This window comes from Bradyrhizobium sp. B117, from assembly GCF_038969555.1.
In the GTDB taxonomy this organism is placed as follows: domain Bacteria; phylum Pseudomonadota; class Alphaproteobacteria; order Rhizobiales; family Xanthobacteraceae; genus Bradyrhizobium.
Genome location: NZ_CP152414.1, coordinates 6,259,274 through 6,280,554 on the forward strand (window position 1 = coordinate 6,259,274; position 21,281 = coordinate 6,280,554).

The 21,281-nt window shown below is 62.4% G+C and carries 19 protein-coding genes and 1 pseudogene; 7 read left to right on the plus strand and 13 right to left on the minus strand.

All coding sequences use genetic code 11. The features are described from left to right. Positions 1-15: 15 nt before the first annotated feature. The 7 genes and pseudogenes from AAFG16_RS30590 to AAFG16_RS30620 all read right to left on the minus strand — a co-directional run. A pseudogene (locus AAFG16_RS30590) lies at positions 16-575 on the minus strand (POTRA domain-containing protein); the annotation flags it as partial. Positions 576-891: 316 nt separating this feature from the next. Next, positions 892-1,881: a FecR domain-containing protein gene (locus AAFG16_RS30595; protein ID WP_342731247.1), complete on the minus strand. Its 990-nt coding sequence runs from the start codon at positions 1,879-1,881 to the stop codon at positions 892-894. A 422-nt stretch (positions 1,882-2,303) separates the two neighbouring features. After that, complete coding sequence (locus AAFG16_RS30600; protein ID WP_342731249.1) at positions 2,304-2,846, minus strand: sigma-70 family RNA polymerase sigma factor; 543 nt, start codon at positions 2,844-2,846, stop codon at positions 2,304-2,306. A 198-nt stretch (positions 2,847-3,044) separates the two neighbouring features. Continuing rightward, entirely contained in the window at positions 3,045-3,248 is a 204-nt protein-coding gene (locus AAFG16_RS30605; protein ID WP_342731251.1) for a TonB family protein, read from the minus strand. A 506-nt stretch (positions 3,249-3,754) separates the two neighbouring features. Beyond that, a complete protein-coding gene (locus tag AAFG16_RS30610) occupies positions 3,755-4,567 on the minus strand; it encodes an STN domain-containing protein (protein ID WP_342731253.1) in 813 nt (270 codons plus the stop codon). A 149-nt stretch (positions 4,568-4,716) separates the two neighbouring features. Next, the gene (locus AAFG16_RS30615) at positions 4,717-4,932 is read right to left on the minus strand and encodes a hypothetical protein (protein WP_342731255.1); all 216 of its coding nucleotides are present in this window, start codon (positions 4,930-4,932) and stop codon (positions 4,717-4,719) included. Next, positions 4,933-5,472, minus strand: coding sequence for a filamentous haemagglutinin family protein (locus AAFG16_RS30620; protein WP_342731257.1), 540 nt, complete (start codon positions 5,470-5,472; stop codon positions 4,933-4,935). It abuts the gene before it with no gap. A 66-nt stretch (positions 5,473-5,538) separates the two neighbouring features. Between AAFG16_RS30620 and AAFG16_RS30625 the strand changes: the two genes are divergently transcribed. The 7 genes from AAFG16_RS30625 to AAFG16_RS30655 all read left to right on the plus strand — a co-directional run bounded on the left by AAFG16_RS30625 (position 5,539) and on the right by AAFG16_RS30655 (position 15,351). Then, on the plus strand, positions 5,539-5,808 hold the full coding sequence (locus AAFG16_RS30625; RefSeq protein ID WP_342731259.1) for a hypothetical protein: 270 nt from the start codon (positions 5,539-5,541) through the stop codon (positions 5,806-5,808). A gap of 78 nt (positions 5,809-5,886) precedes the next feature. Next, entirely contained in the window at positions 5,887-6,108 is a 222-nt protein-coding gene (locus AAFG16_RS30630; RefSeq protein WP_342731261.1) for a hypothetical protein, read from the plus strand. A gap of 918 nt (positions 6,109-7,026) precedes the next feature. Then, on the plus strand, positions 7,027-8,613 hold the full coding sequence (locus AAFG16_RS30635; RefSeq protein WP_342731263.1) for a radical SAM protein: 1,587 nt from the start codon (positions 7,027-7,029) through the stop codon (positions 8,611-8,613). A 77-nt stretch (positions 8,614-8,690) separates the two neighbouring features. After that, positions 8,691-9,851, plus strand: a complete 1,161-nt coding sequence (locus AAFG16_RS30640; RefSeq protein WP_342731265.1) for a thiolase family protein — start codon at positions 8,691-8,693, stop codon at positions 9,849-9,851. 5 nt (positions 9,852-9,856) lie between these two features. After that, positions 9,857-10,321 carry an OB-fold domain-containing protein gene (locus AAFG16_RS30645; RefSeq protein ID WP_342731267.1) on the plus strand — a complete coding sequence of 155 codons (465 nt, stop codon included), beginning with the start codon at positions 9,857-9,859 and terminating at the stop codon, positions 10,319-10,321. Between the two features lie 54 nt (positions 10,322-10,375). Beyond that, positions 10,376-11,992, plus strand: coding sequence for a radical SAM protein (locus AAFG16_RS30650; protein ID WP_342731269.1), 1,617 nt, complete (start codon positions 10,376-10,378; stop codon positions 11,990-11,992). Positions 11,993-12,162: 170 nt separating this feature from the next. Then, the gene (locus AAFG16_RS30655) at positions 12,163-15,351 is read left to right on the plus strand and encodes a BREX system ATP-binding domain-containing protein (protein WP_342731271.1); all 3,189 of its coding nucleotides are present in this window, start codon (positions 12,163-12,165) and stop codon (positions 15,349-15,351) included. Positions 15,352-15,490: 139 nt separating this feature from the next. Here AAFG16_RS30655 and AAFG16_RS30660 read toward each other — a convergent pair whose 3' ends face one another. Genes AAFG16_RS30660 through AAFG16_RS30685 form a run of 6 tightly spaced genes read right to left on the minus strand, consistent with a single transcriptional unit; the run spans position 15,491 to position 21,258 of the window. Then, positions 15,491-16,645 carry an acyl-CoA dehydrogenase family protein gene (locus AAFG16_RS30660; RefSeq protein ID WP_342731273.1) on the minus strand — a complete coding sequence of 385 codons (1,155 nt, stop codon included), beginning with the start codon at positions 16,643-16,645 and terminating at the stop codon, positions 15,491-15,493. 31 nt (positions 16,646-16,676) lie between these two features. After that, on the minus strand, positions 16,677-18,176 hold the full coding sequence (locus tag AAFG16_RS30665) for a tripartite tricarboxylate transporter permease (RefSeq protein ID WP_283080205.1): 1,500 nt from the start codon (positions 18,174-18,176) through the stop codon (positions 16,677-16,679). 12 nt (positions 18,177-18,188) lie between these two features. Next, on the minus strand, positions 18,189-18,656 hold the full coding sequence (locus AAFG16_RS30670) for a tripartite tricarboxylate transporter TctB family protein (protein ID WP_342731275.1): 468 nt from the start codon (positions 18,654-18,656) through the stop codon (positions 18,189-18,191). Beyond that, a complete protein-coding gene (locus AAFG16_RS30675) occupies positions 18,653-19,435 on the minus strand; it encodes a carboxymuconolactone decarboxylase family protein (RefSeq protein WP_342731277.1) in 783 nt (260 codons plus the stop codon). Before AAFG16_RS30675 ends, AAFG16_RS30670 begins: the two co-directional genes overlap by 4 nt. Positions 19,436-19,448: 13 nt before the next feature. After that, the gene (locus AAFG16_RS30680) at positions 19,449-20,222 is read right to left on the minus strand and encodes an SDR family oxidoreductase (RefSeq protein ID WP_342731279.1); all 774 of its coding nucleotides are present in this window, start codon (positions 20,220-20,222) and stop codon (positions 19,449-19,451) included. Positions 20,223-20,232: 10 nt separating this feature from the next. Next, positions 20,233-21,258, minus strand: a complete 1,026-nt coding sequence (locus AAFG16_RS30685) for an acyl-CoA dehydrogenase family protein (RefSeq protein WP_342731281.1) — start codon at positions 21,256-21,258, stop codon at positions 20,233-20,235. Positions 21,259-21,281 lie beyond the last annotated feature (23 nt).

The window sequence follows — 21,281 nt, forward strand, 5'->3', positions numbered from 1 at the left end:
GGGTCGGCGGCGGCCGGTGCCCGGCGTCACACCGGCACGCAACGCAGGAGTTACGCGCCGATCAGGCCACTGGTTGAGCGCGAGGATATCCTTGGTCACCTCGTTGAAATTCGGGACCGTCCCTTCCTTGAGAGAACCCGCCCCCTCGGTGATCTTGTCCAGCCGGAAATAGCGCGCATTCTTGACCCGCAGACGACCGACCTTCAACTCCGTCACCTTGAGGCTGATCATCCTGGCCTGCGCGTTCTGCTGCGGCACGGACACGCTGACGGTCTGATAACCCTTGTCGTGATACGCCTTCTCGAGGGCCGCCCGCGCCTTTTCGACGTCGTCGGCACTCTTGTTCGGTCCGAGATACGGATAGACCGCCTCTTCGATGTCGATCTGCGGAAGCGTCTCGGCGCCCTGGATCGCGAAATCGTCGATATCGAAACGTTGCACGATGGCTGCTGGCTTTTGCGCGGCAGCAGCTTCCGTTGCCGCGGGAGCGGACGGGTTGTCCGCCTTCGGCGCACCGGCCGCGGAAACCTTGGCCGCGTGGGCCGGCAGCGCGGCACGAGGCCACCGGCCAACATGCCCGCCGTCAGACAAAACAACGCCGTGCCCGCCGACGCACGCCGGCGGTGCTCGCAATCGATTCCACTTTTCACAGATGCCCCGCCCGACTCCGAACCAGCTAAACGAGGCCACGGCCGGACACCGTGATCACGTCCCTCGTTCTAAAGACGACTGGGCCGAATCTAACGTGCAAGACTTTTTTGCGAGATCGGAAAACGTTAGCGATTGTTTTACGGACAATGTCTGGCGTGGCGTGTCAGCACACGATTCGTGCAGCAACGAGAGCGTACGCGGCCAATGACCTGCGTATGCTCGAGCGGACCCGGATTGCGTTCAACCGAGCAGCACAACCCCGCCCGGCAGCGAGCGCGCCTGGGCTCCGAACAGCTGCTGAACCTGGGGCACGAAATCCCCGAGCTTGTTGATCTGAAACGTGCCGTTGACCATGCGCCGTTTCAGATCCGCATTGGTGATGATGATCTTGCCGGATCGATAGCGATTGACCTCTTCCACGACATCCACAAGCGGTCGATCGCGGAAAATCAGCAGTCCTGCCTGCCAGGCCGTCACCTGCCCCGGATCGACCTGTACGGAGGCTTCGATGCCACCCGGCGAATAGGACACCTGCTGCGCCCTGCCGAGCCGTACCGTTCTGTCACCTTGCGCAACATCCACGCTTCCGCTCAAGCAGGTCACCGAGACGGCACCATCGAGACAACGCGCGTTGAAATCCGCCTTCACTGCGGAGATCTGGCCATTCGCCGCCAGCAGGACAAAGGGAGTGACGGCCGATGTCGCCACCACGGAGGCTTCGCCTGAAATCAATTCAATCCGGGTTTCGTTTGACGCCGAACGCAACGCGATGCTGGTCTGCGTATTCAACTCCAGGGACACGTTCGGCGCCACGGCGATCTTGCGCAACTCGCCTTTTCCAGTCCGGTAATCGGCGGAGAGCTCTTCGAGCGAGGGCCAGAGGCCAAGCGGCGGGCGCACGATTGCGTAACCCGCAGCCGCCGCAGCCACGGCGGTCGCGCCGCCCAGAAAGGCGCGACGTCCAATGGCCCTGGGCATCGGTGTTGGCGAGGACCGTGCAACGCCGCCTACAGCCCGCCGATCGGCCAACTCAAGCGCAGCGACGCCCGCATGACGGAAAACCCGGGCCGCGTTCTTGAAGGCGGCCTCGTGCGCGCCGCTTTGCTGACGCCACGCTTGCAGCGCTTCGACGTCCGCTCTGGTCGGCTCACCCGTCTTGAGGCGAACGATCCAGTCCAGGGCTTCGCGCAGAAGCGCATCCGGCTCAGGTGTTTCGTTGGTGGCGGTCAAGATCCATAGCCCATCTATCGCAATCGCCAGACCGGTAGCCAAACCGGGCCAAAGGCAGTCACAGGCAAGATACTATCAATTCCCCTCAATTTCGAACAGCATCCCGCAGCCCGGGACATCGGCGGCAACGTTCCGGCAATCAACTGCAAGATACACCCGCGGTCAGGGAAGCGAACGGCCGCGACAGCCGCATTAGCGCACCCTGCAACCGCCGTCACTGCCACCGCCTGCGTCCTTCCCCCGGAATCCCCTGTTCAGCTTGCGGCGCGTGACGCCTGCTGCACGGTGTATCTACTCGATAGACGAATGGCGCCCGGCTATCCCGAAGAAAAACCGCACAAGGGCAGCCTATCGATCAAATTTTCCTGCCTGCGCCGGGCGAAACAAGACATCAGATGCTTCGGCTTGCAATATCGACGCACTCACGATCGCGGACGCGGGCCACCGAGACGGCGTCGCAATGTATGTTTGAGGCTGTCGGCACAATGGCCAAGCGCCAGCTTCAGGTCGCTCTCGACGGTCCGGATGCTGACCTTGAGCCGCGCGGCGACCTCGTGCGCCGGCTGCCCCTCGATCGCAATGCTCCGAAGGACCTCGCGGGGCCGTGGCGGCAACTCAGCAAGCGCGCGCTTGAAAGCCTCGATTTCCGAACGCGCCTCGACCACTCTGGCTGGATCCGGCCCTTCATCGCATATGTCGAGGAGTGCGTCTATCTCCGACGAACTGACGCGATAATTCTGTGCTTTCTGGCGATCCTTCGCGATGTTGATAGCGGTACGAAAGATGTAGTCGGCAGGACTGCGTACAGGCTCGACATCCGTCACCCTGTCCAGGCGCAGGAACGTCTCGTGCAAGGCTTCGTGGGCGAAATCGGCAGACCCTAAGCGACGCGTAAGCTTCCGGATCAGGCCTTCATAGTTCTCGACCAACTGCCCCCGCAGCCGTATTCGATTGCTATCAGCCACGTTTCACGTGCCCAACATACTCTGGTATTTCCGGCGCAAACATTGCCTACGCAACTACCGCAAAAGGTTGCGAAGGTCGTACCGTTGCCGCGCTACACATTTATGACACAAGGCGCAAGAGGGGAGCGACGACGTCGAGCCCGGCTCGCCATTGCACGGAGATCGTGCCCATCGGGCGAGCCCGGATCTCAAGGCGGATCAAAACTCGAGCTCCAGATGAATATTGAGCCGATCCGGCAACTCGGGTGGAATTGGCGGCAGCGGCTGGGCTCTCCGGATGGTCTCGATCGCCTCCTTGTCGAGCAGCAATTGACCCGAGCTTGTTCGCACCCAGACGCCGAGCAGCGTGCCATCCCTGGCCATGGCGAACTGCGTGTCGACGACCTTTCCTTCGAGATGCATTGCGCTCGCCGCGTTGGGATAACGCTGGTACCGCGAAACGTGCCGAAGCAAGGTCTGTTGAAATTTGACGGCCGCGCTGCTCTCAGGCCCGCTCACGGCCGCAGGCGTCGGCGGACTGTCTCCAGGCGAGAGAGTTCTCGCTCTCGGAGCCGGAACGGGATCGTCGGATGGTGTCGGATCCGGGTCCTTCAATGAAGTATCAGCGCGGCTGGCGAAATTCGCCGTCTCCGGTTGAGAAGCCGGAGCGACGGCTATCGGAACGGCATTGGGCCGCGGAAGCAGCTGAACCTGCACGACTGCAGCCGACTGTTGCCCCGGGGAGCCGGCTGGCAATTGCATCCTGATCCAGTAGACGCCACCCACGAAAAGGACGGCCGCCAGCGCCGGAATACCGAGCAGGCGATAGAACTCTCCCGACGACGAGGCGGCATCGAGGTCATCGTCCCGATAGGATCCAAGCACCGCCGCTCGTCCCTCCTCGTTTCCGCGGCGGATATCGCTGTCACTCATTGCAGAGACTTAACCACGATGGCGACACGGACAGGCTGCGGTGTATTCGCCGGCGCCGGCTTGCTGATCGTCAGTCCCCGAAGCGCCGCCGAAACCGCAAGGTCTCGTTCATGGTCGCCGGTCGAGCGGAAAAACTCGGTACGCTCGATTGTGCGTGCGGGATCGATCCAGATATCCAGCACCGCGCGATAATTGCCATCGCGCGTCCTTGCATTCTTTCGAAGTGCATTGTGAATGTCCATCTGCACTCTCTGGCTGTAGTCCTGTAACCGGGCCGCGTCGTCGGCATCGCCATTCCGACGCACGCGCAGCCGCCCCAGGGACAGATCCGATGTTGCGAGGGGCGCCGCCGGAGGTGCATAGCCGACGCCCTCGGCTCTGGGAAGAGCGAGCGTGATGGCATCGGGACGAATGTAGCGCACCTTAAGCTCCGTGCCCGTGAGCAGCAGGTTCAGTGCTTCGTCCGCGGCATACGTTCCTTCAACCGCGACCGACGTCCGGCCGAGGGCGGAGTTGCTTTCATAGAGCACTTGAATGCCGGTGGTCTGCCCATAGGCCTGCAACGCACCGGCCAGGGACTGTGCCGGAATGTGGAATGCAATCGGCCTTCCCGCACGAGCCAGCGGGCCTTCCTCCGCGGCATTGGCGACGAAGATGACCGCTATCAGCCAAGCGGCCAGGACCACCAGCAAGCGGAACGCCGCGCGGATACCGTCTCGAGGGCGGTCGGCATGTAAGGCCGTGGCGCCATGCAATGTAGCTGCTTTCATCGTGCTGCTCTCGTCGACCAGAAATCGCACTTCGGCCATCTGGATCGTTGAAGCTCGGGCGAAAGCCTCCTCTATATCGTTTGCGTGACAGTGATCTAACCGGCCGGCCGGATGGCGAGCCCATCCGGCCGGCCGACACGCACGGCACTAGCGGATGTCGGACCCGGATGCCTGCCCGGTATCCCGCCTCAGAGCGACGCCTTGCGGCCCAGCCGCTGCAGCAGCGCCGCTCGCTCATCCTCCGTCAGGTCCTTCGACTGCTCGGCCGTGAATTCGCCGTTGCCGAACACGCGGAACATGCCGTTCGGATCGTAGCTCTGCTTGTCGGGTGCCCGGCGCTTCTCGTCCTCGCCGGGGTCGGGCTGGCGCCGCTCGCCGTCGCCACCGCCGCGGCGCTCCTGCATCTACTGCGCCTCGAGCGCGCGCCGTTCATCCGGCGTCAGCTTCTGTGCCTGCTCTGCAGTGAGCTTCCCGATCCCGACGAGTTGAACCGGGTTTCCGGGATCGTAAGCCGGCGACCGGTCGCTGCGTTCGGGCTGCCGACGTGACCTGTTGTCATCGTCCTGCCGCGGCTCGCCGTCACCGCCGCCGTAGCCGAGAACCTCGACAATGATCAACGAAGGCCGATCCGAGGAGCTTTGCAGGGTCGCATCCTTGGCCGCATCGGCGGCCGCCTTGTCCTTGGTCTCGTTCGTCAGCGGCGCGAGCTTGGCACTCTCCTTGGGAACACCTTTGACCTCGCCCTTGACCTGGAGATTGTCGATGTTGAGAACGAAGCGGGCGGCGACGTTGAAATTACCCGAGACCCGGACACCGGCGTCGCCGAAATTGACCGTGCCGACCGGCGCGATCAGGTCGAGCTCACCCGGTTCGACCCCGGTGAAGGCGTCCACGGTGCCGATCCCTGATCCACTCATGTCGGCCCGCTCGATCACGCGGGTCACCGCGTTGACATCGGTGATGACGTCGGGTGCCGCCGGAATCTGTTGGGGGTTGTCGAGACCAACGGATTGTCACTGCGTCACGAGGGAACGGGCCGCCTTTTCGAGGCAGGACTGCCAATCGAAAAGGTCGCATTGGTCACCGGCCACAAAGATTGGCGGCAGCTCCAGCGCTACACCAACCTCAAGGTTGAAGATTTTCTCAAGCTGCAGTACGCGCAGCAGCCGTCGATGGAGGAGTTCATCCAAACCCTCACGAATGGCGAGCTTGCGGGGGCGCAGGAGCGCGCAAAAGCGAAGTGGATAACGTTATATGGAACGGTGATGAGTATTCGGTGAGGCGCGAACTGCTCAGTATCGACGCCAGTGGCGATTAAGACAGTCCTGAACACTCGCAAATTGCGCTGGCGTCAATCGGTGACGGGAGCTACGGCGTTCTCTAATGGCGCATTCGCATGGCGGGCTGCCTATGACGCGTCCCAGACCTGGTCGAAGGCGGTGTTCGACCATCCGCTTCGTCCCGACGGCATCGCCTATTACGCCCGCCACGACGATGAGGGCCTTTGCTACGGAAGCTTTGATCGCGCGCGCGGCTCGGCCCGAGAGATAGATCGGACGACCGATCTTGACCAGGATTGATTCTGGCAGCTTGCGCGGCGATACAAGGTCGGCTTGGCCCCTGGCTGACTCTCGTGCAAGCCCGGAGGAACCCTGAAACCAACCTCGAAGAGACTAGCACCTGTACTAAACGCTCGCGGCTTGGCTCCGCGTAGCGACGGAGGCGGACCGAGAGGGCGCCGGGTTCTCGACTTCGAAGGCTGCGCGACGCATGTGTAACGTATCCCGACACGCTGCGGGCGCTTCGCTCTGCATCTTCAACTAGACGTCGAAGATCTTCCAAATCTGAGACCTGAGTTCGCTAAATCGTTGGGCATAAAGCATTCCGCGAGAGCTTCGCATGAATGTCCCCCACAGTACAAAAAGCACGACAGGGACCGCTTCAGAGCAAAAGCGCGAACCTAAAGTAGCAGGATACCTTGGAACACTTAGGGTTTCAATATGACAGGCTTACTGCCTCAGCGAAAGATCCAACGTTGCAAAGCCTCGAGTTCGGCCTAACGGCGAGGTGCCGCCTCATGATCTGAAAGTGCTGACGTGTTTGCATCCGTCGCTTCTACGGCTGAGTGGAAGGCAATCACCACTTACGTCGCGAACTCCTCGCCTCCAGCAAAAGCTGGTTTCTGATGTCGCGCCGAAGAATGGATTCTTCCATTCTGGTGAGCGGCGCCGCGAAAGCGCGAAAACGGGCGAACGCAGAGGCGATGCGGTCAATTCCCGCCTAGGGCCGCGAGGCGAAGAGTCCGGCGCGTACCCTCGCAGATACGTCATGTCCAGACACCCGAATTCCGTTGAGCGACTCTCGGGCGCCCTCGAGCCGACGCCCTTTGCCGCAATCCCTTAATTTTTGGTCCAACAATGTGGCTCGGCTCCAAATACGATGCTAGGCTACCAAAGCGTCGCCCCAACTCGCGTATCCTTTGGGAGGGGACAGTTTGCATGCACATCGTGCTTATCTCCCCGAGAAACCCGCGGAGTTTCTGGACCTTGGACGGGTCGCTCCCCGTGCTGGGAAAGCCATGCGTACTACCTAATCTCGCGCTACCGACCATTGCCGCACTCACCCCCCAGCCGCACACTGTTGAGCTCGTGGACGAGAATGTCGAAGCCGTGGATTTTCGCGTCGATGCGGACCTGATTGGAATAACTGGGTTCATCGTTCACAAAGAGCGCATGTTCGAGCTGATTGCCGGATTCAAAGCGGAAGGCAAGCGCGTAGCTGTCGGCGGATCTTATGCGACGCTCTGTCCCGAAGACTTCGAAGGCAAAGTTGACGTGCTGTTCGCAGGGGAAGCGGAGGAAACGTGGCCGCGCTTTCTGGAAGACTTTTCGCGAGGGGATTTGAAGCCGATCTACCGCGCACCACAACTTCCCGACATCGCGTCCCGACCGATCCCGAGATTCGATCTGCTGCGCACGAAACGGTATCGCACGATGCTCATGCAGTTTGCGCGTGGGTGTCCGTTCGAGTGCGAGTTCTGCGACATCATCGTGATGTACGGGCGGAAGCCCCGGACGAAATCGGTGACCTCCGCCATGGCGGAGGTTGATGCGCTGTACCGGCTAGGTGCGAGCAGCGTGTTTCTCGTCGACGACAATTTCATCGGTAACCGCGCGCGGGCCAAGGATTTCCTGCGCGCCCTCGCCGAATGGCAACAGGAGCGCGGCTACCCGATCACGTTTCAGACCGAGGCCTCCATCAATTTGGCTCGCGATGACGAGTTGCTCGGGTTGATGCGTGCCGCCCACTTTAGGTCGGTCTTCATAGGGATCGAGAGTCCTCGCAAAGTCTCTCTCAAGGAGACCCGCAAAGTCCAGAACGCCCGCGAGGACATGGTCGTTGCGGTTCACAAGATCCAATCATTTGGCATTGAAGTCCAGGCCGGCATGATCGTCGGCTTCGATGCCGACGATCCGAGCATATTTGAGGAACACTTCCGATTCCTCGAAGAGGCACGAATACCGATCTCGATGACGGGCCTCCTCAACGCCCTTCCCAAGACCCCGCTTTACGAGCGGCTTGAGCGAGAAGGCAGGCTGCTCGGAACCACGACCGGTGATCAATTTGTGTTCACCAACATCATGCCTGCTGGGATGACCCGGCTGGAGCTCTATCGGGGTTACCGCGAGTTGTTGGAGGACCTCTACAACCACAAGCTCTTCCGGCGAAGGGCGCTGAAACTCATCCGCCACATCGGCGGAGGGGGCGCACGGTTTAGCTTGCGAGACGTCGACGTATTTTTTCGGTATCTCTGGTATTGCATTCTCGGAGCGGACAAGTCGCGCGCCGCCTTGAGCATTTCATTATTGGCAGCGGCGCTGATCTACAAACCCAGTCGCTTAGGCGTCGCCGTGTCCCTGGCGATCTGGCACGTCCATCTGCATGATTTCGTGCGCACGCTCTCGCCCCTGCTTTCGGAAATGCAGGAGGCTTTGGCGCGCAACCCGGCTAGCAACCACATTTTGCCTGCGCAGATTCTTAGCCAAGATCCTGATCCTTCTGCGTTTGAAGAGCCAGCAGTATGAGAAAAGATTGCGCAAGTCGCGAAAGGGAGACGCTGTAGGACGCTCGAGAAAAGATTGCGCGAGGAACTATGGCAAAAATGGCTGCGATTGTTGGCGTCGGCGAGACCGCCTACACCAGGGGCACCGACGATACACCGCTGGAGCTGATGCTCGCCGCGTCGAAACGGGCGGCCGAGGATGCCGGGCTTTCGCTCCGCGACATCGATGCGATCCTTCCGCCCCCGGCATTCGTGACCGCGGACGAACTCGCGGCAAATTTCGGTGTCGAGATGGGCTACACCGTCACGCACCAACAAGGCGGCGCGAGCCCCACCGCCGCGCTGGAAACGGCGGCCCTCATCGTGACGCATGGCGTGGCCCGAAACGTTCTGGTCGTGATGGGCTGGAACGGGTACTCGGCCATTCGTCCGAAGCAAGGCAGTAAAGCATCTCCGCTCAAGGTGGGCGAAGGCTTGGCAGCGCTCACCACCACACTTCGGGAGTACTATCATCCCCAGGGCGCAACCGCGCCGGCCCAGTGGTATGCGTTGCTCGCCATGCGTCACAAGCAGCTCTACGGAATTTCAGACGAGGCCACTGGCGCCGTCGCCATTGCCGCGCGCAAACACGCCCAGCAAAACAGCCGCGCTCTGATGCGGGGGCGGCCCCTCGATATGCAAACGTACCTCGCCTCCCGCTGGATCTCTGAGCCGTTCCGCCTGTTCGACTGCTGCTTGGAGACCGATGGGGCATGCGCGATCATCGTAAGCGCCGAGGAGCGCGCGCGCGACCTCCGTACCAGACCGGTGATCATTCTGGGGGCAGCGCAAGGACGCCCTACCCCCGCTGACGACATCGGATCCCGGGCAGATTTGCTGAACATCGGCCTTGCCTCCGCCGCGCCGCGCGCACTGGCAAAGTCGGGCGTGAAGGTGAGCGATATCGACGTGTTCGAGATCTACGATTGCTTCACGTACGTGGTGCTGCTCCAAATCGAGGCGCTCGGGTTGTGTGGCCCGGGCGAGTGCGGAGAATTCGTGAAGGGCGGCCGCATTGAACTCGGCGGACGCTGCCCGATCAATACTCACGGTGGTCTATTGTCTCAAGGTCACGCCTGGGGCCTCAACCATGTGGTTGAGGCCGTTCGCCAGCTTCGGCAGGAAGCAGGTGGCGCGCAGGTCTCAGACGCGCAGCTCGCGCTGGTGACGGGTTGGGGCGATTTCGGCGACGGCAGCGTGGCGGTCCTGGGAAACGGGTGAACCGCATGACCCTCCTCGCACGCCCAGTACCGGCCTTCGAAGACGCGATGTGGGTCGCCTTCTACGCGTATTGCGCGCGCGGGGAGCTTCGCTTCCAGCGCTGCCGGCAGTGCACCGGCTGGCGTCACCCACCGCGCCCGATGTGTCCGCTGTGCCATTCGGAGCGTTGGGAATGGTCAGCCGCGACTGGCCGTGGGCGCGTTCACAGCTGGACCATCGTCCACCAGGCGTTTCATCCGGGGTTCGCTGCCGACGTTCCTTACGCCATTGTTCTCGGCGAGATGGAGGAGGGTGTGAGATTGATAGCCCGCCTCTCCAAGATGGACGAGCCGGACGTCCTGGCTCTCGATATCCCTTTGCAGGTGCAATTCGAGCCTGTTTCAGATGAAATGGCTCTTCCGACGTTCTCTCTCGCGCGAGCCGGCGATTTCGCGCCAGGCACGGCGGTATCGTCCGAACCAAAGGTGTGAGGCATTCCAGAAAGCAGTCATTGCATCGACCAAATCAAAAGCAGCGAGGCGCCCGTGATCCGAAAAATTGTCTGCATTCAGATGAACGGCGAGTTTCCCGATTTCACGCATCGATTGGTGATGCCTGACTACGGTTTGCCCTTGATTGGAACGCTCCTCGCCAAGGAGGGCTACGATGTACGCATCTTTATCGAGCACGTACAGCCGCCGAATTGGGACGCCATCCGAGAGTCGGATCTGGTTTGCTTCTCCACTTTGAACGCTGGAGCCGACAAGGTTTACAAGCTGGCTGATAGAATCCGCGCGGAGTTGGGGATCCCTACGGTGCTGGGCGGGACGAACGCGAGCTATTACCCGGAAGCTGCATTAGAGCACTGCGACTATGTCGTCTTCGGAGAGGGCGATGAGACGATCATTGAACTGGTGGCGACGCTGAGCGCAAAGGGAGACCCTGCCGGCGTGCGCGGCATCGCCTTTCGCAATGGGGAGCGTACGCACCGCACGCCGAGCCGACCGGGACCCGAGCGATTCGACACCGGCCCCGACTTTCGGCTGATCGAAGGGTACAAACAAATGACGATGCTGGACATGCTGCGCCAGCGGCGACGGCCTCTGTTGACGGCGCAATCGTCTCGAGGGTGCCAATTCAAATGTACGTTTTGCATTGTAAACACGATGTTCCCGACCGGGTACCGGAAGCGAGACATCGAGAGTGTGATTGCGGACCTTCGGGACAAGCGGCGGTACGGCTCCAACTTGATGTTCGTAGACAACGATTTCACCATGAAGCGAAAAGCGACCAAGCAACTCTTGCGCCGCATCATCGAGGAACAGCTCGGATACAAATTCGTCGTTTTCGCGCGGACGGAAATCGCTCGCGACAAAGAGCTGCTCGAACTCATGCGGGAGGCAGGCGTTACCTGCGTCTATCAGGGTTACGAGTCCATCCGCGCCGACACGCTCGACGCTTACGATAAGCATCAAACGCTCGAGCAGATCGAGACGGCCATTTCTACTCTTCATGGCTACGGGTTTCAGATCCTCGGCTCCTTCGTCGTCGGAGCCGATACAGATACGCTCGAAAGCCTTCGTGAGACCCGCGAATTCGTGCGTCGTCAGAAGTTGACCTACGCATACTTCTTTCCGATTTGGGGGCACTACCCCGAGCAGATGAACGGATACCGAACAATCGTGCCGTGGTATCGCAGCATCTTTCACAGCTGGAAGCACAGCGACGGCAACTTCGTCACTCACTATCCGCTTCATATGTCCCCGTCCCGTCTGCAGCAGCTCGTGATCGACGCTTACGACGAACTGTATGGACCTATGGAGATCGCGCGGGCGATCAGGCGGAGTGATTTGCCTTCGGCACGAGGAAAATTTCTGCATTGGTACTCTTGGCAAAGGGTCAGAAAGGGGATGGTGGAGTATCTCCCATTTCTGCAAGAGATAGAGAGCGGCCTCTACGACGAGGATGGGACCCTGCGCGAAGAGGCGCTTCTGCAGCGAGTGAGCGCGGATCCGCGCTGGTCGTTCCGCGAGGGAAACCGAACGGTCGAAGCTCTCGGCCTCACCCCGCTCGAACTGCCCGTGCCGCGGTCGCGAAACATCACGTGTTTGCCCCCCAAATTCGACTCGACGGCAGTGCACGCGGACTCCGTCCAACCATGAGCGGCTTGTTCTGCACCGCCTGCGGAAGTGACGCGGAGCACGGAGCCCGGTTCTGCGAGCGATGCGGCGCGCAGTTGCACCAGAGGTGTTCTCAATGCGGACATGGATTGACTCGGACGGCGCTGTTTTGCTCTCGATGCGGGGCATCCGTCGACGTGGATCGTCAAAACGTGTCGCTCGAAGCTGTGAGGAACGACCCGGAAAGGCGTCAGCTGACCGTCATGTTTTGCGATCTCGTCGGGTCGACGGCGCTGTCCGCGCGGCTCGATCCCGAGGACATGCGTGCCATTATCGGTATCTACCGCAAGGCTGCCGCAAAGGCCGTTCAAGATCACGATGGGTTTATTGCAAGATTTATGGGAGATGGCATTCTCGTCTATTTCGGCTACCCACAGGCGCATGAGCATGACGCCGAAAATGCGGTGCGAGCTGGACTAGCCGTCACGGAAGTCGCGCCCACACTCGAGAATGCGTTCGGCGAAACGTTGCATGTGCGAGTTGGTATCGCAACCGGAATTGTGGTCGTCGGGGACATCACCGAGGCGGGCGAGTCGCGTGAGCGCGATGTTGTTGGCGACACGCCGAACTTGGCTGCTCGTCTGCAAGCCATAGCGAAACCGGACAGTGTCGTAATTGCTGCATCGACGCGCCGTCTGATCGGCAACCTCTTCCAGTTGAATGACTTGGGCTTGCAGGACCTGAAGGGTCTATCAGGAGGGACAAGAGCCTTTCAGGTAGTTCGCGCCCAGTCCGTCGAAAGTCGCTTCAAGGCGATGCGCGGGGCGCTGACCCCGCTTGTCGGACGCGACAGGGAGACCGAATTGCTCACCCACCTCTGGGAAAAAGCAAAAGAGGGTCAGGGTCAACTCGTGCTTCTCTCCGGTGAACCCGGCATCGGAAAGACTCGGCTGGTGGAAGTGCTGAAGCAGCGCGCGCGGGCGGAGGCTGCAGCGTGCAGCGAGTTTCAGTGCTCGCCCGAGCACCGAAGCACCGCACTCTACCCCGTTGTCGATTTTCTTCGGCGTCTCATGCGATTTCACGAGTGCAGTTCGCCGGAGGAGAGACTTGCGCGCCTGGAAGCCTCCTTGGCGGGTTACAAATTTTGCGAGCCCGAAGACGTATCTCTGATGGCAAATCTGCTGTCCCTGCCCGTCAGTGAGAAATACCCCACCCCCGCCGGGAGCCCCGCCCTGCTGAAGCGCCGCACTTTCGACGGGTTGGTTGCGTGGCTTTGCGAAAGAGCAGCGGAGGATCCGCTGCTGAGCATCTGGGAGGATCTCCACTGGGCTGATCCGTCGACCCTGGAGTTGCTCGGTTTGCTGATCGAGCGCCTTCCCAAGGCCTCGATTATGGCAGCCTTTACCTATCGCGGCACGTTTGCTCCCCCTTGGTCGAAACCGCCGCACGTCACCGAGCTTGTGGTGGATCGGCTCGACGACTCGGACGTGGAGTCGATGGTCCGTGTGCTCGCCCAGGTTCGCCATTTGCCGCCACTTGCGGTGAGGCGCATCGTCACGAAGACGGATGGCGTGCCCCTGTTCGTCGAGGAACTGACAAAGATGCTGCTGGAAACCGGGGCTCTGCAGCAAGCCACGGCCATTCATGAGGCGAGCGGTGACCTCGCGGATACTGACGTCCCATCGACTTTGCAAGACTCCCTCATGGCACGACTGGACCGGCTCGAGAGCGCGAAAACGGTCGCCCAGGTCGGCGCGACCATCGGTCGGGAATTTACCTATGCGCTTATCCGCGAGGTCGGCGAATACGACGATCCGACGCTCGAGCGCGAACTTAGGCGGCTCTGTGACACAGACCTACTCCGCGAACACGGGGTGCCGCCCTCATCGCGGTACACGTTCCGGCACGCGTTGATTCGAGACGCTGCCTACAACTCTCTGCTTAGAAGTCGCAAGCGCCTGGTGCACCGTAAGGTGGCCGAGGTTCTCAGGACCAGAGAGGGAGTCGAGCAGAGCCATCCTGAGCTGTTGGCGCATCACTTCGCAGAAGGCCAAATGCCAGAGATCGCGATCGACTATTGGCAAAAAGCAGGCGAGCAGGCCGTGCGCAGGTCGGCCAATGCTGAGGCGGTCAATCACCTGCAGGCAGGCCTGGAGCTGCTACGCAAGCTTCCTCCATCGGCGTCTCGCGATTCCAAAGAGCTTTCCCTCCAAGTGGCGCTTGGCGCGCCATTGATCGCGGCCAAGGGCTTCGCCTCGGCGGAAGTGCAAGGGATATTCACGCGCGCGAGAGAGCTGTGCGGTGTTCTACAGGCGACTGGCGACCTTTTCCCAGTCTTATTCAGGCTACGATCCTTTCACCTCGTGAAGGGAGACAGCCAGACCGCTTACGACCTCGGCAAAGAACTCGTAGAGCTCGCTGAACGTGTGAGCGACCCCGACCTGCTTATCGAGGCGTACTACGCGCTGGGTGCGGCCATTTACTACATAGGCGACTTTCCGTTGGCGCTTCAGGAGTTCCGGCGCATGGAAACGTTCTATGATGCCGATCGCCACGGTGCTCATGCCTATCTCTATGGACAGGAGCCTGGAATGGCCTGTTTGGCGTATCAGGCCTGCACTATGGCTTACATGGGACAACCGGCCGACGGTCAGCAAAAGCTGCGGGCCGCCCTGGCAATCGCCGAGAGGGCAAATCATCCCTTCAGCCTTGCATTCTCGTGGACGTTCGCTGCGTGGTTCTATAGCGTTTGCGGCCACGCGCCGCGCACGCAGTCTTGCGCCGAGACCGCGATCTCAGTCTCCACCAAATATGGTTTCCCATTTTGGCGCGCGATGGCCACCAACTTTCTTGGCGGAGCGCTCACCGAGCAAGGTCGTCCGTCGGAAGGCCTTGAACTGCTCCTGCAGGGCATCAACGGTGTTCGCGTGACCGGGTCCGAGCAGGGCAGCGTCCTATGGTTGCGGTTGCTGGCGCGCGCGTATGGCGCGCTGGGGCGCCAAGCCGATGCGCTGCGATCGATCGAGGAGAGCATCGCGATAAGCGAATCTCAGGGCGATAGAAATTTTGATTCAGCAAGTATCCACCGCGTGAAGGGAGAGCTGCTGCTGGCGCGACAAGAGCGCCCGGCAGACGCCGAGATTGCGGAGGCACTATTCGCCCGTTCCCTCGAGCTGGCGAAGCGTCAGGGAGCGCAGCTCGCCGCCCTGAGCGCGGCGACCTGCCTCGCGCGGCTCTGGAGCGCGCGAGGCGACACGGAAGCCGCGCAGCACGTCCTTTCGGAACAGCTAGAGGGCGTCGCCTCCGCGAAGGGGGCAGCCCGCCTGACGGTCGTTCAAGCGGCGACAGCTGCGCTCAAGGCGCTCGGGGAACCGTCCAGTAAGCGGGGATATATGAGCTGACGGCCCATCGCCTCGAAAATCCGCGCGAAGCCAGGCCTGTCGCGGCGAGCGGCGCAGCCACGATGGTCGTGATGTCCAGGACCTTCAGTCCTTCGAGCGGCCCGCTCATCTCAATTCCTCGAAAATTTGAACCTGCTTCTCACACCGCGTCCCGCAGCAGCAGGCGCGCGATGTTGAGCTGGTGGATCTGGCTGGTTCCTTCGTAAAGCCGGAACAGCCGGACGTCCCTGTACCAGCGCTCGATCGACGAGTGATCGGCGATATAGCCGGCGCCACCGAACATCTGCAGGCAGCGATCTGCCACGCGGCCGCACATCTCTGTTGCGAAATATTTGCACATCGATGCTTCGAGCGCGACGTCCTCGCCACGATCGCGTTTGCGCGCGGTCTCGAGGATCATCGACTGCGCCGCGAAGATCTCGGTCCGGCAGTCCGCGATCATCGCCTGCACCAGCTGGTAGTTCGCGACCGCCTCGCCGAACTGAACCCGGCTGGTGGTATGGCGGATGGCCATGTCGAGCATCCGGATCGCCGGCCCGGTCGACAAGGCGGCCAGATGAATGCGCTGCTTGTTCAGCACCTTCATGATGGTCTTGAAGCCCGCGCCTTCGCGGCCGCCGATGAGATTGGCCGCGGGCACGCGGCACTGGTTGAAATAGACCGCGCTCACGGGCGAGCCCGCCTGCCCCATCTTGCGATAGGGCGCGCCGGTCGCAAGGCCTGGGCTACTGCGCTCGACGATGAAGGCCGAGACGCCCGCAGCGCCTTTCGACTGCGGATCGGTTCGCGCGGTGACGGTGAAGACGTCGGCGACGGGTGCGTTGGTGATGAAGCACTTCTCGCCATCGAGAACGTAGTGATCGCCCTCGCGGCGAGCGATGGTCCGTACGTTCGAAGCCTCCGAGCCGGCATCCGGCTCGGTCAGCGCGAGGCAGCCGGTCCATTCCCCGCTGGCAAGGCGCGGCAGATAGGCCTGCTTCTGCTGCTCGGTGCCATCGGCGACAATTCCCTCCGAACCGATGCCTGTGTTGGTGCCGACGCGGGCGCGAAAGGCGACCGAACATTGCGACAGCTCGAACGCGGCAAGGACGAGCTCCTCCGTGGTGAGCCCGGCTCCGCCATAGGCCTCGGGGATGCTCCAGCCGAAGAAACCCTCCTCGCGCATGGTGGCGACAATGTCCGCTGGGACCTCATCGCCGCTTTCGACGCGCGCCTCGGCCGGAATGGCGATGTCCCGGACGAAGCGGCGGACACGCTCCAGCAGGGCTTCGAAGGCAGCAGGTTCGCGGATCACGGCAGAGATTTCCCGGGGCGTCTCATGCATCTCATTCCTGGAGCGCCTCCTCGCGCCGGGCACGGATCGTCGGCAGCATGATCAGAAGGACCGCGATGGCAGCGGCGGCCAGCAGGCTCGCCGAGAGCGGAGACGTGAGCAGCACGGTGGCATCGCCCCGCGACAGCACCATGGCGCGGCGGAAGTTCTCCTCGATGGCCGGACCCAGCACCAGGCCCAGCAGCAGCGGCGCCGCAGGCAGTTGCAGCTTGATCAGGATGTAGCCGAACACGCAGAACATTGCGGCCTCATAGACCTCGAACGTTCCGCTGTTGATGGAATAGACGCCGATCGAGCAGAACACCATGATCGCAGGAAAGAGAAAGCGATAGGGAATGGTGAGCAGCTTCACCCACAATCCGACCAGCGGAAGGTTGAGGATCAGCAGCATCAGATTGCCGACCCACATCGAGGCGATCAGGCCCCAGAACAGGGTCGGGTTCTTCGTCATCACCTCGGGGCCCGGATGGATGTTGTGGATGTTCATGGCACCGACCATCAGGGCCATCACGACGTTTGACGGCACGCCCAGCGTCAGCAGCGGAATGAACGAAGTCTGGGCTCCGGCATTGTTGGCGGATTCCGGGCCGGCAACGCCCTCGATGGCACCCTTGCCGAACTGCTCGGGATGGCGCGACAGCTTCTTCTCCAGCGTATAGGACGCAAAGGACGACAGCACCGCGCCACCGCCGGGCAGAACGCCGAGCAGCGTGCCGAGCGTCGTGCCGCGCAGCATCGCCGGCACCATGCGGCGGAAGTCGTCGCGGGTCGGAAACAGGTTTGTGATCTTCTGCGTCACCAGCGACAGCTTGTCATCCTGCTCGAGATTCTTGACGATCTCGGCGAAGCCGAAGATGCCCATCGCCAGCGGTACGAAATCGAGGCCGTCGAACAGCTGGGGAATGCCGAAGGCAAAGCGCTGGCTGCCGCTGTTGAGGTCAGTGCCGACGAGGCTGAGGAGCATGCCGAGCACGACCATGCCGATGCCCTCGATGAACGGTCCGCTCGACAGCACCGAGGCGAGGATGAGGCCCAGGATCATCAGCGCAAAGAATTCCTTGGGGCCGAACAGCAGCGCGGTCGCGGTCAGCGGGCCCGCGAGCGCCGCAAGAGCGAGCGTCGCCACACAGCCAGCGAAGAAGGAGCCGATCGCCGCGGTCGCGAGCGCCACGCCCGCGCGGCCTTGCTTCGCCATCTGGTAACCGTCGATCGTGGTGACAACGGAGGAGGACTCGCCGGGAAGATTGACCACGATGGCCGTGGTCGAGCCGCCATACTGCGCGCCGTAATAGATTCCGGCGAGCATGATCAGCGCGGCGTCCGGTTGCAGCGCATAGGTGATCGGCAGCAGCATCGCGATGGTCGCGAGCGGCCCAAGGCCCGGAAGCACGCCGATCAAAGTGCCGAGCAGGCAGCCAAGAAAAGCGTAGAGCAGATTGGCGGGCTGGGCTGCCGTCGCAAAGCCGATCGCCAGATTGTGGAAGAGATCCATCGTCCGGCTCGTTCAGTTGAGAAGGGATGGCCAGACGGGCAATGGCAGCCCGAGGCCGTAGACGAAGACGGCCAGGCACAGCGCGATCAGCACCGCCGCATTGGTCAGCGCGCCCGTCCAGGTGAATTCGGGACTGGCTTTGCTCGACACCATGATCAGGGCGAACAAGGCGCCGACCAGACCGAGCGGAAACAGCAGGGCTCCGAACAGCACCACCGATCCGGTGATCCAGGCGAGCCCTTTGAGATCCCATTGGCGCAGCGCCTCCCGGCTTGCACCCGGCTTGATCGCCCCGAGCATCACGACGAGGCCGATGGCGGCGAGCACGATCGCGAGCATGCGCGGGAAATAGCCCGGCCCCATCTTCGCGGCCGTGCCGGCGGGGTATTGCAGCGCGACCACGAAAAAAAAGATCGCAATGGCGAGGAACAGCGCGCCAGACGCGAACGCCCGCTGGTTGCGGATCGCCAATCCCTTCATTCCGCTCCTCCTGCGCCGGCCCTGGAGCGCTCGTCGAGGGCTTCCATCAGGACCGGCACGCCAACGGCGCAGGCGTGCACGCCGAGATGCGCGGTCATCTGGAGAACCTGCACGATCTCGCGCTGGTCGATGCCGAGCCGCAGGGCGCGCCTGATCTGCACACGCAGCCCGTGCGGATCGAGCGCCGTGAAACAGGCGTTCAATGCGATCGAGATCAGACATCGCGAGCGCTGGTCGAGACCACCTTCGGCGTGGCCGCCAGCAAGCAGATCCAACAGGACGGCGAAATAGCCGGGATCGCGCCGTAACCATTGCTCGCAGAAGTCAGGCCAATCTCCGAATTTCGCCATATAGGCACTCCGGAGTGCCCTCTGCTCGTCCGTCAGCTCGGGCTGATCGACCGCGAGGCCCGCGCTTGCCAATTCCTCGGCGAGGATATTGATGCCGACGTTGCTGCCGTCGAGCCCCTGCGCCGTTGCGAGCCGGAGCACGTCGATGATCTCCTGCGCCGACGCTCCCGTCTGAAGCGCAAGAACGAGATGCAGCGCGAGGCCGGAGCGGAACAGATGCGTTGCCGAGCCGTCGAGCGCGACGTAGATCAGCTCCCGCATCTTGGACGACAGCGGCCCGTTCTCCGCGGCATAGCCCGCATATCTGCCGTAGATCTGGAGAAACTCGGGATCGAGGCGCAACAGGCCTTCCGTCCAGGGCCGCCAATAGCCACGGGCCTTGACGTAGGCGTCCTTCAGCGCCTGCTGTTCCGGCGTCAGGTTGGACATCGCGATCGTCCCGTCAAGCAATGTTGGTCAGGGTGATGCCGCCGTCGACGGTGAGCACCTGCGCCGAGATGAAGCCGCTCTCGTCGCCGGCGAGGAAGCAGATCGCCTTGGCGATGTCGTCGACGGTGCCGAGCCGCCCGAGCGGCGTCCGCGCGACCCGGCGCGCATCGAGCTCGGCGTTGCGGTTGCGCATCGTGCCCTCGGTCGGAATCGCCGAGGGCGCGACCGCGTTGACGCGGATGTTGCGCGCGCCGAGCTCCGCCGCGGCAGCGCGCGTGATGCCCATGACACCGGCCTTGATGCCGCTGTAGACGATGCTGTTCTTGGCCGAGATCAGGCCGGCCACCGAGGCGACGTTGACGATGGCGCCGCCGCGCTCAGCTTCCATGACCTCCGCGGCGGCCTGAATTCCCCAGATAATCGCCTTGAAGCCGATGTTGAGCATGCGATCGACGGTTTCCGGAGCGATGTCCGGAACGGATTGATAGCGCACCCACGCCGCGTTGTTGACGAGGATGTCGAAACGCCTCTGACTCTCCGCCAATCCGAGAACCGCCTGCCGCATGCCGTCGCGGCTGGAGACGTCCTGCGTGACGGCAACCGCGTTGCCGCCCGCTGTCTTGATCGCATCGACCGTTCCGTTCACGAACTCCGGCTTCAGGTCGTTGACGCCGACGATCGCGCCGCGCGCGGCGAGCTTGAGCGCGGTCGCGCGGCCGATGCCGTTGCCGGCGCCGGTGACGAGCGCGACGCGGCCTGCGAGGGTTTGATCCTTGGTCTCGGTCATGACTATCTCCTCACGCTCCCGTCTCTGCGAACGGTGCAATTTCCGACACGTAACGGCGGCCGAATGCGCTGATCAGGCCGCTGGCATCACCCTGTGCCTGGAGCGTGCGGATGCGGCGCAGATGGCGATGCACCGGCACGTCCCATGTGAAGCCCATGCCACCATGGATCTGCAACGCGCCTTCGCTGATCGAGCTGCCATAGGTCGCCGCAGCCAGGAACGCCGCGTCGCGCTGAACCGGGCCACCGCCCTCGGACAGGCCGCGCGTGATCGCATGACGGATGCTCTCTAATCCGAGTTTCTGGCGCGCCAGCGCATGACGGATCGCCTGATTATAGGACAAGGCGTGACCGAACTGGCGGCGCGTCGAGGCATGCTCCTGCGCGAGCGCTAGGCACGCCTCGGCCGATCCCAGGATGGCGGCGGCGCGGAGCAAATTGGCGTCGGAGTTGAGCCCGTCCCATGTGCCGACCGGCAGGACGGAGCCGATGGGAACTTCGACTTTCTCGAGCCGCACCACATGCTCCGGCACCGTCAGGTCGAGGCCAGCCGCGTCCTCCACCAGGACGCCTTTGGCCTTGGCCGGGATCAGCGCCGCGGCACCGCCACCCATCCGTACCAGGATGTGGTCGACGGTCGCCGCGCACGGCGCGCGCGCGATCGTGCCGCTCAGCGTCAGCAATCCGCCCTCCCGGTCGGCGATCGCCTCGCCCTGCCAGGCGATCGTCGCCAGTTTCTCGCCGGACACGATCGCGGCGGCAAGACGCGTCAGCGACGACTGGAGCAGCCGGCTGACGAGAATGGTCTCCAGCAGCGGAAAGCCGAGCAATCCCGAATGCGCAGCCGCGATCACCGGCACTGCGAAGCCGAGCGGGAGGGCGAGCCCGCCCACCTCCTCATCCGCGATGACGCCGAGCAGACCGTCGCCGGCGAGATTGCGCGCCTGTTCGCGAACGTCCAGGCCCGCGCATGCGGTCACTGCGCGTGCCGCGGTTGCCGCGAACTCGGCGGGCTGAAGTCCTTCGGCCATGCTCATCGTCGTCCTCTTCTAGAAACCTT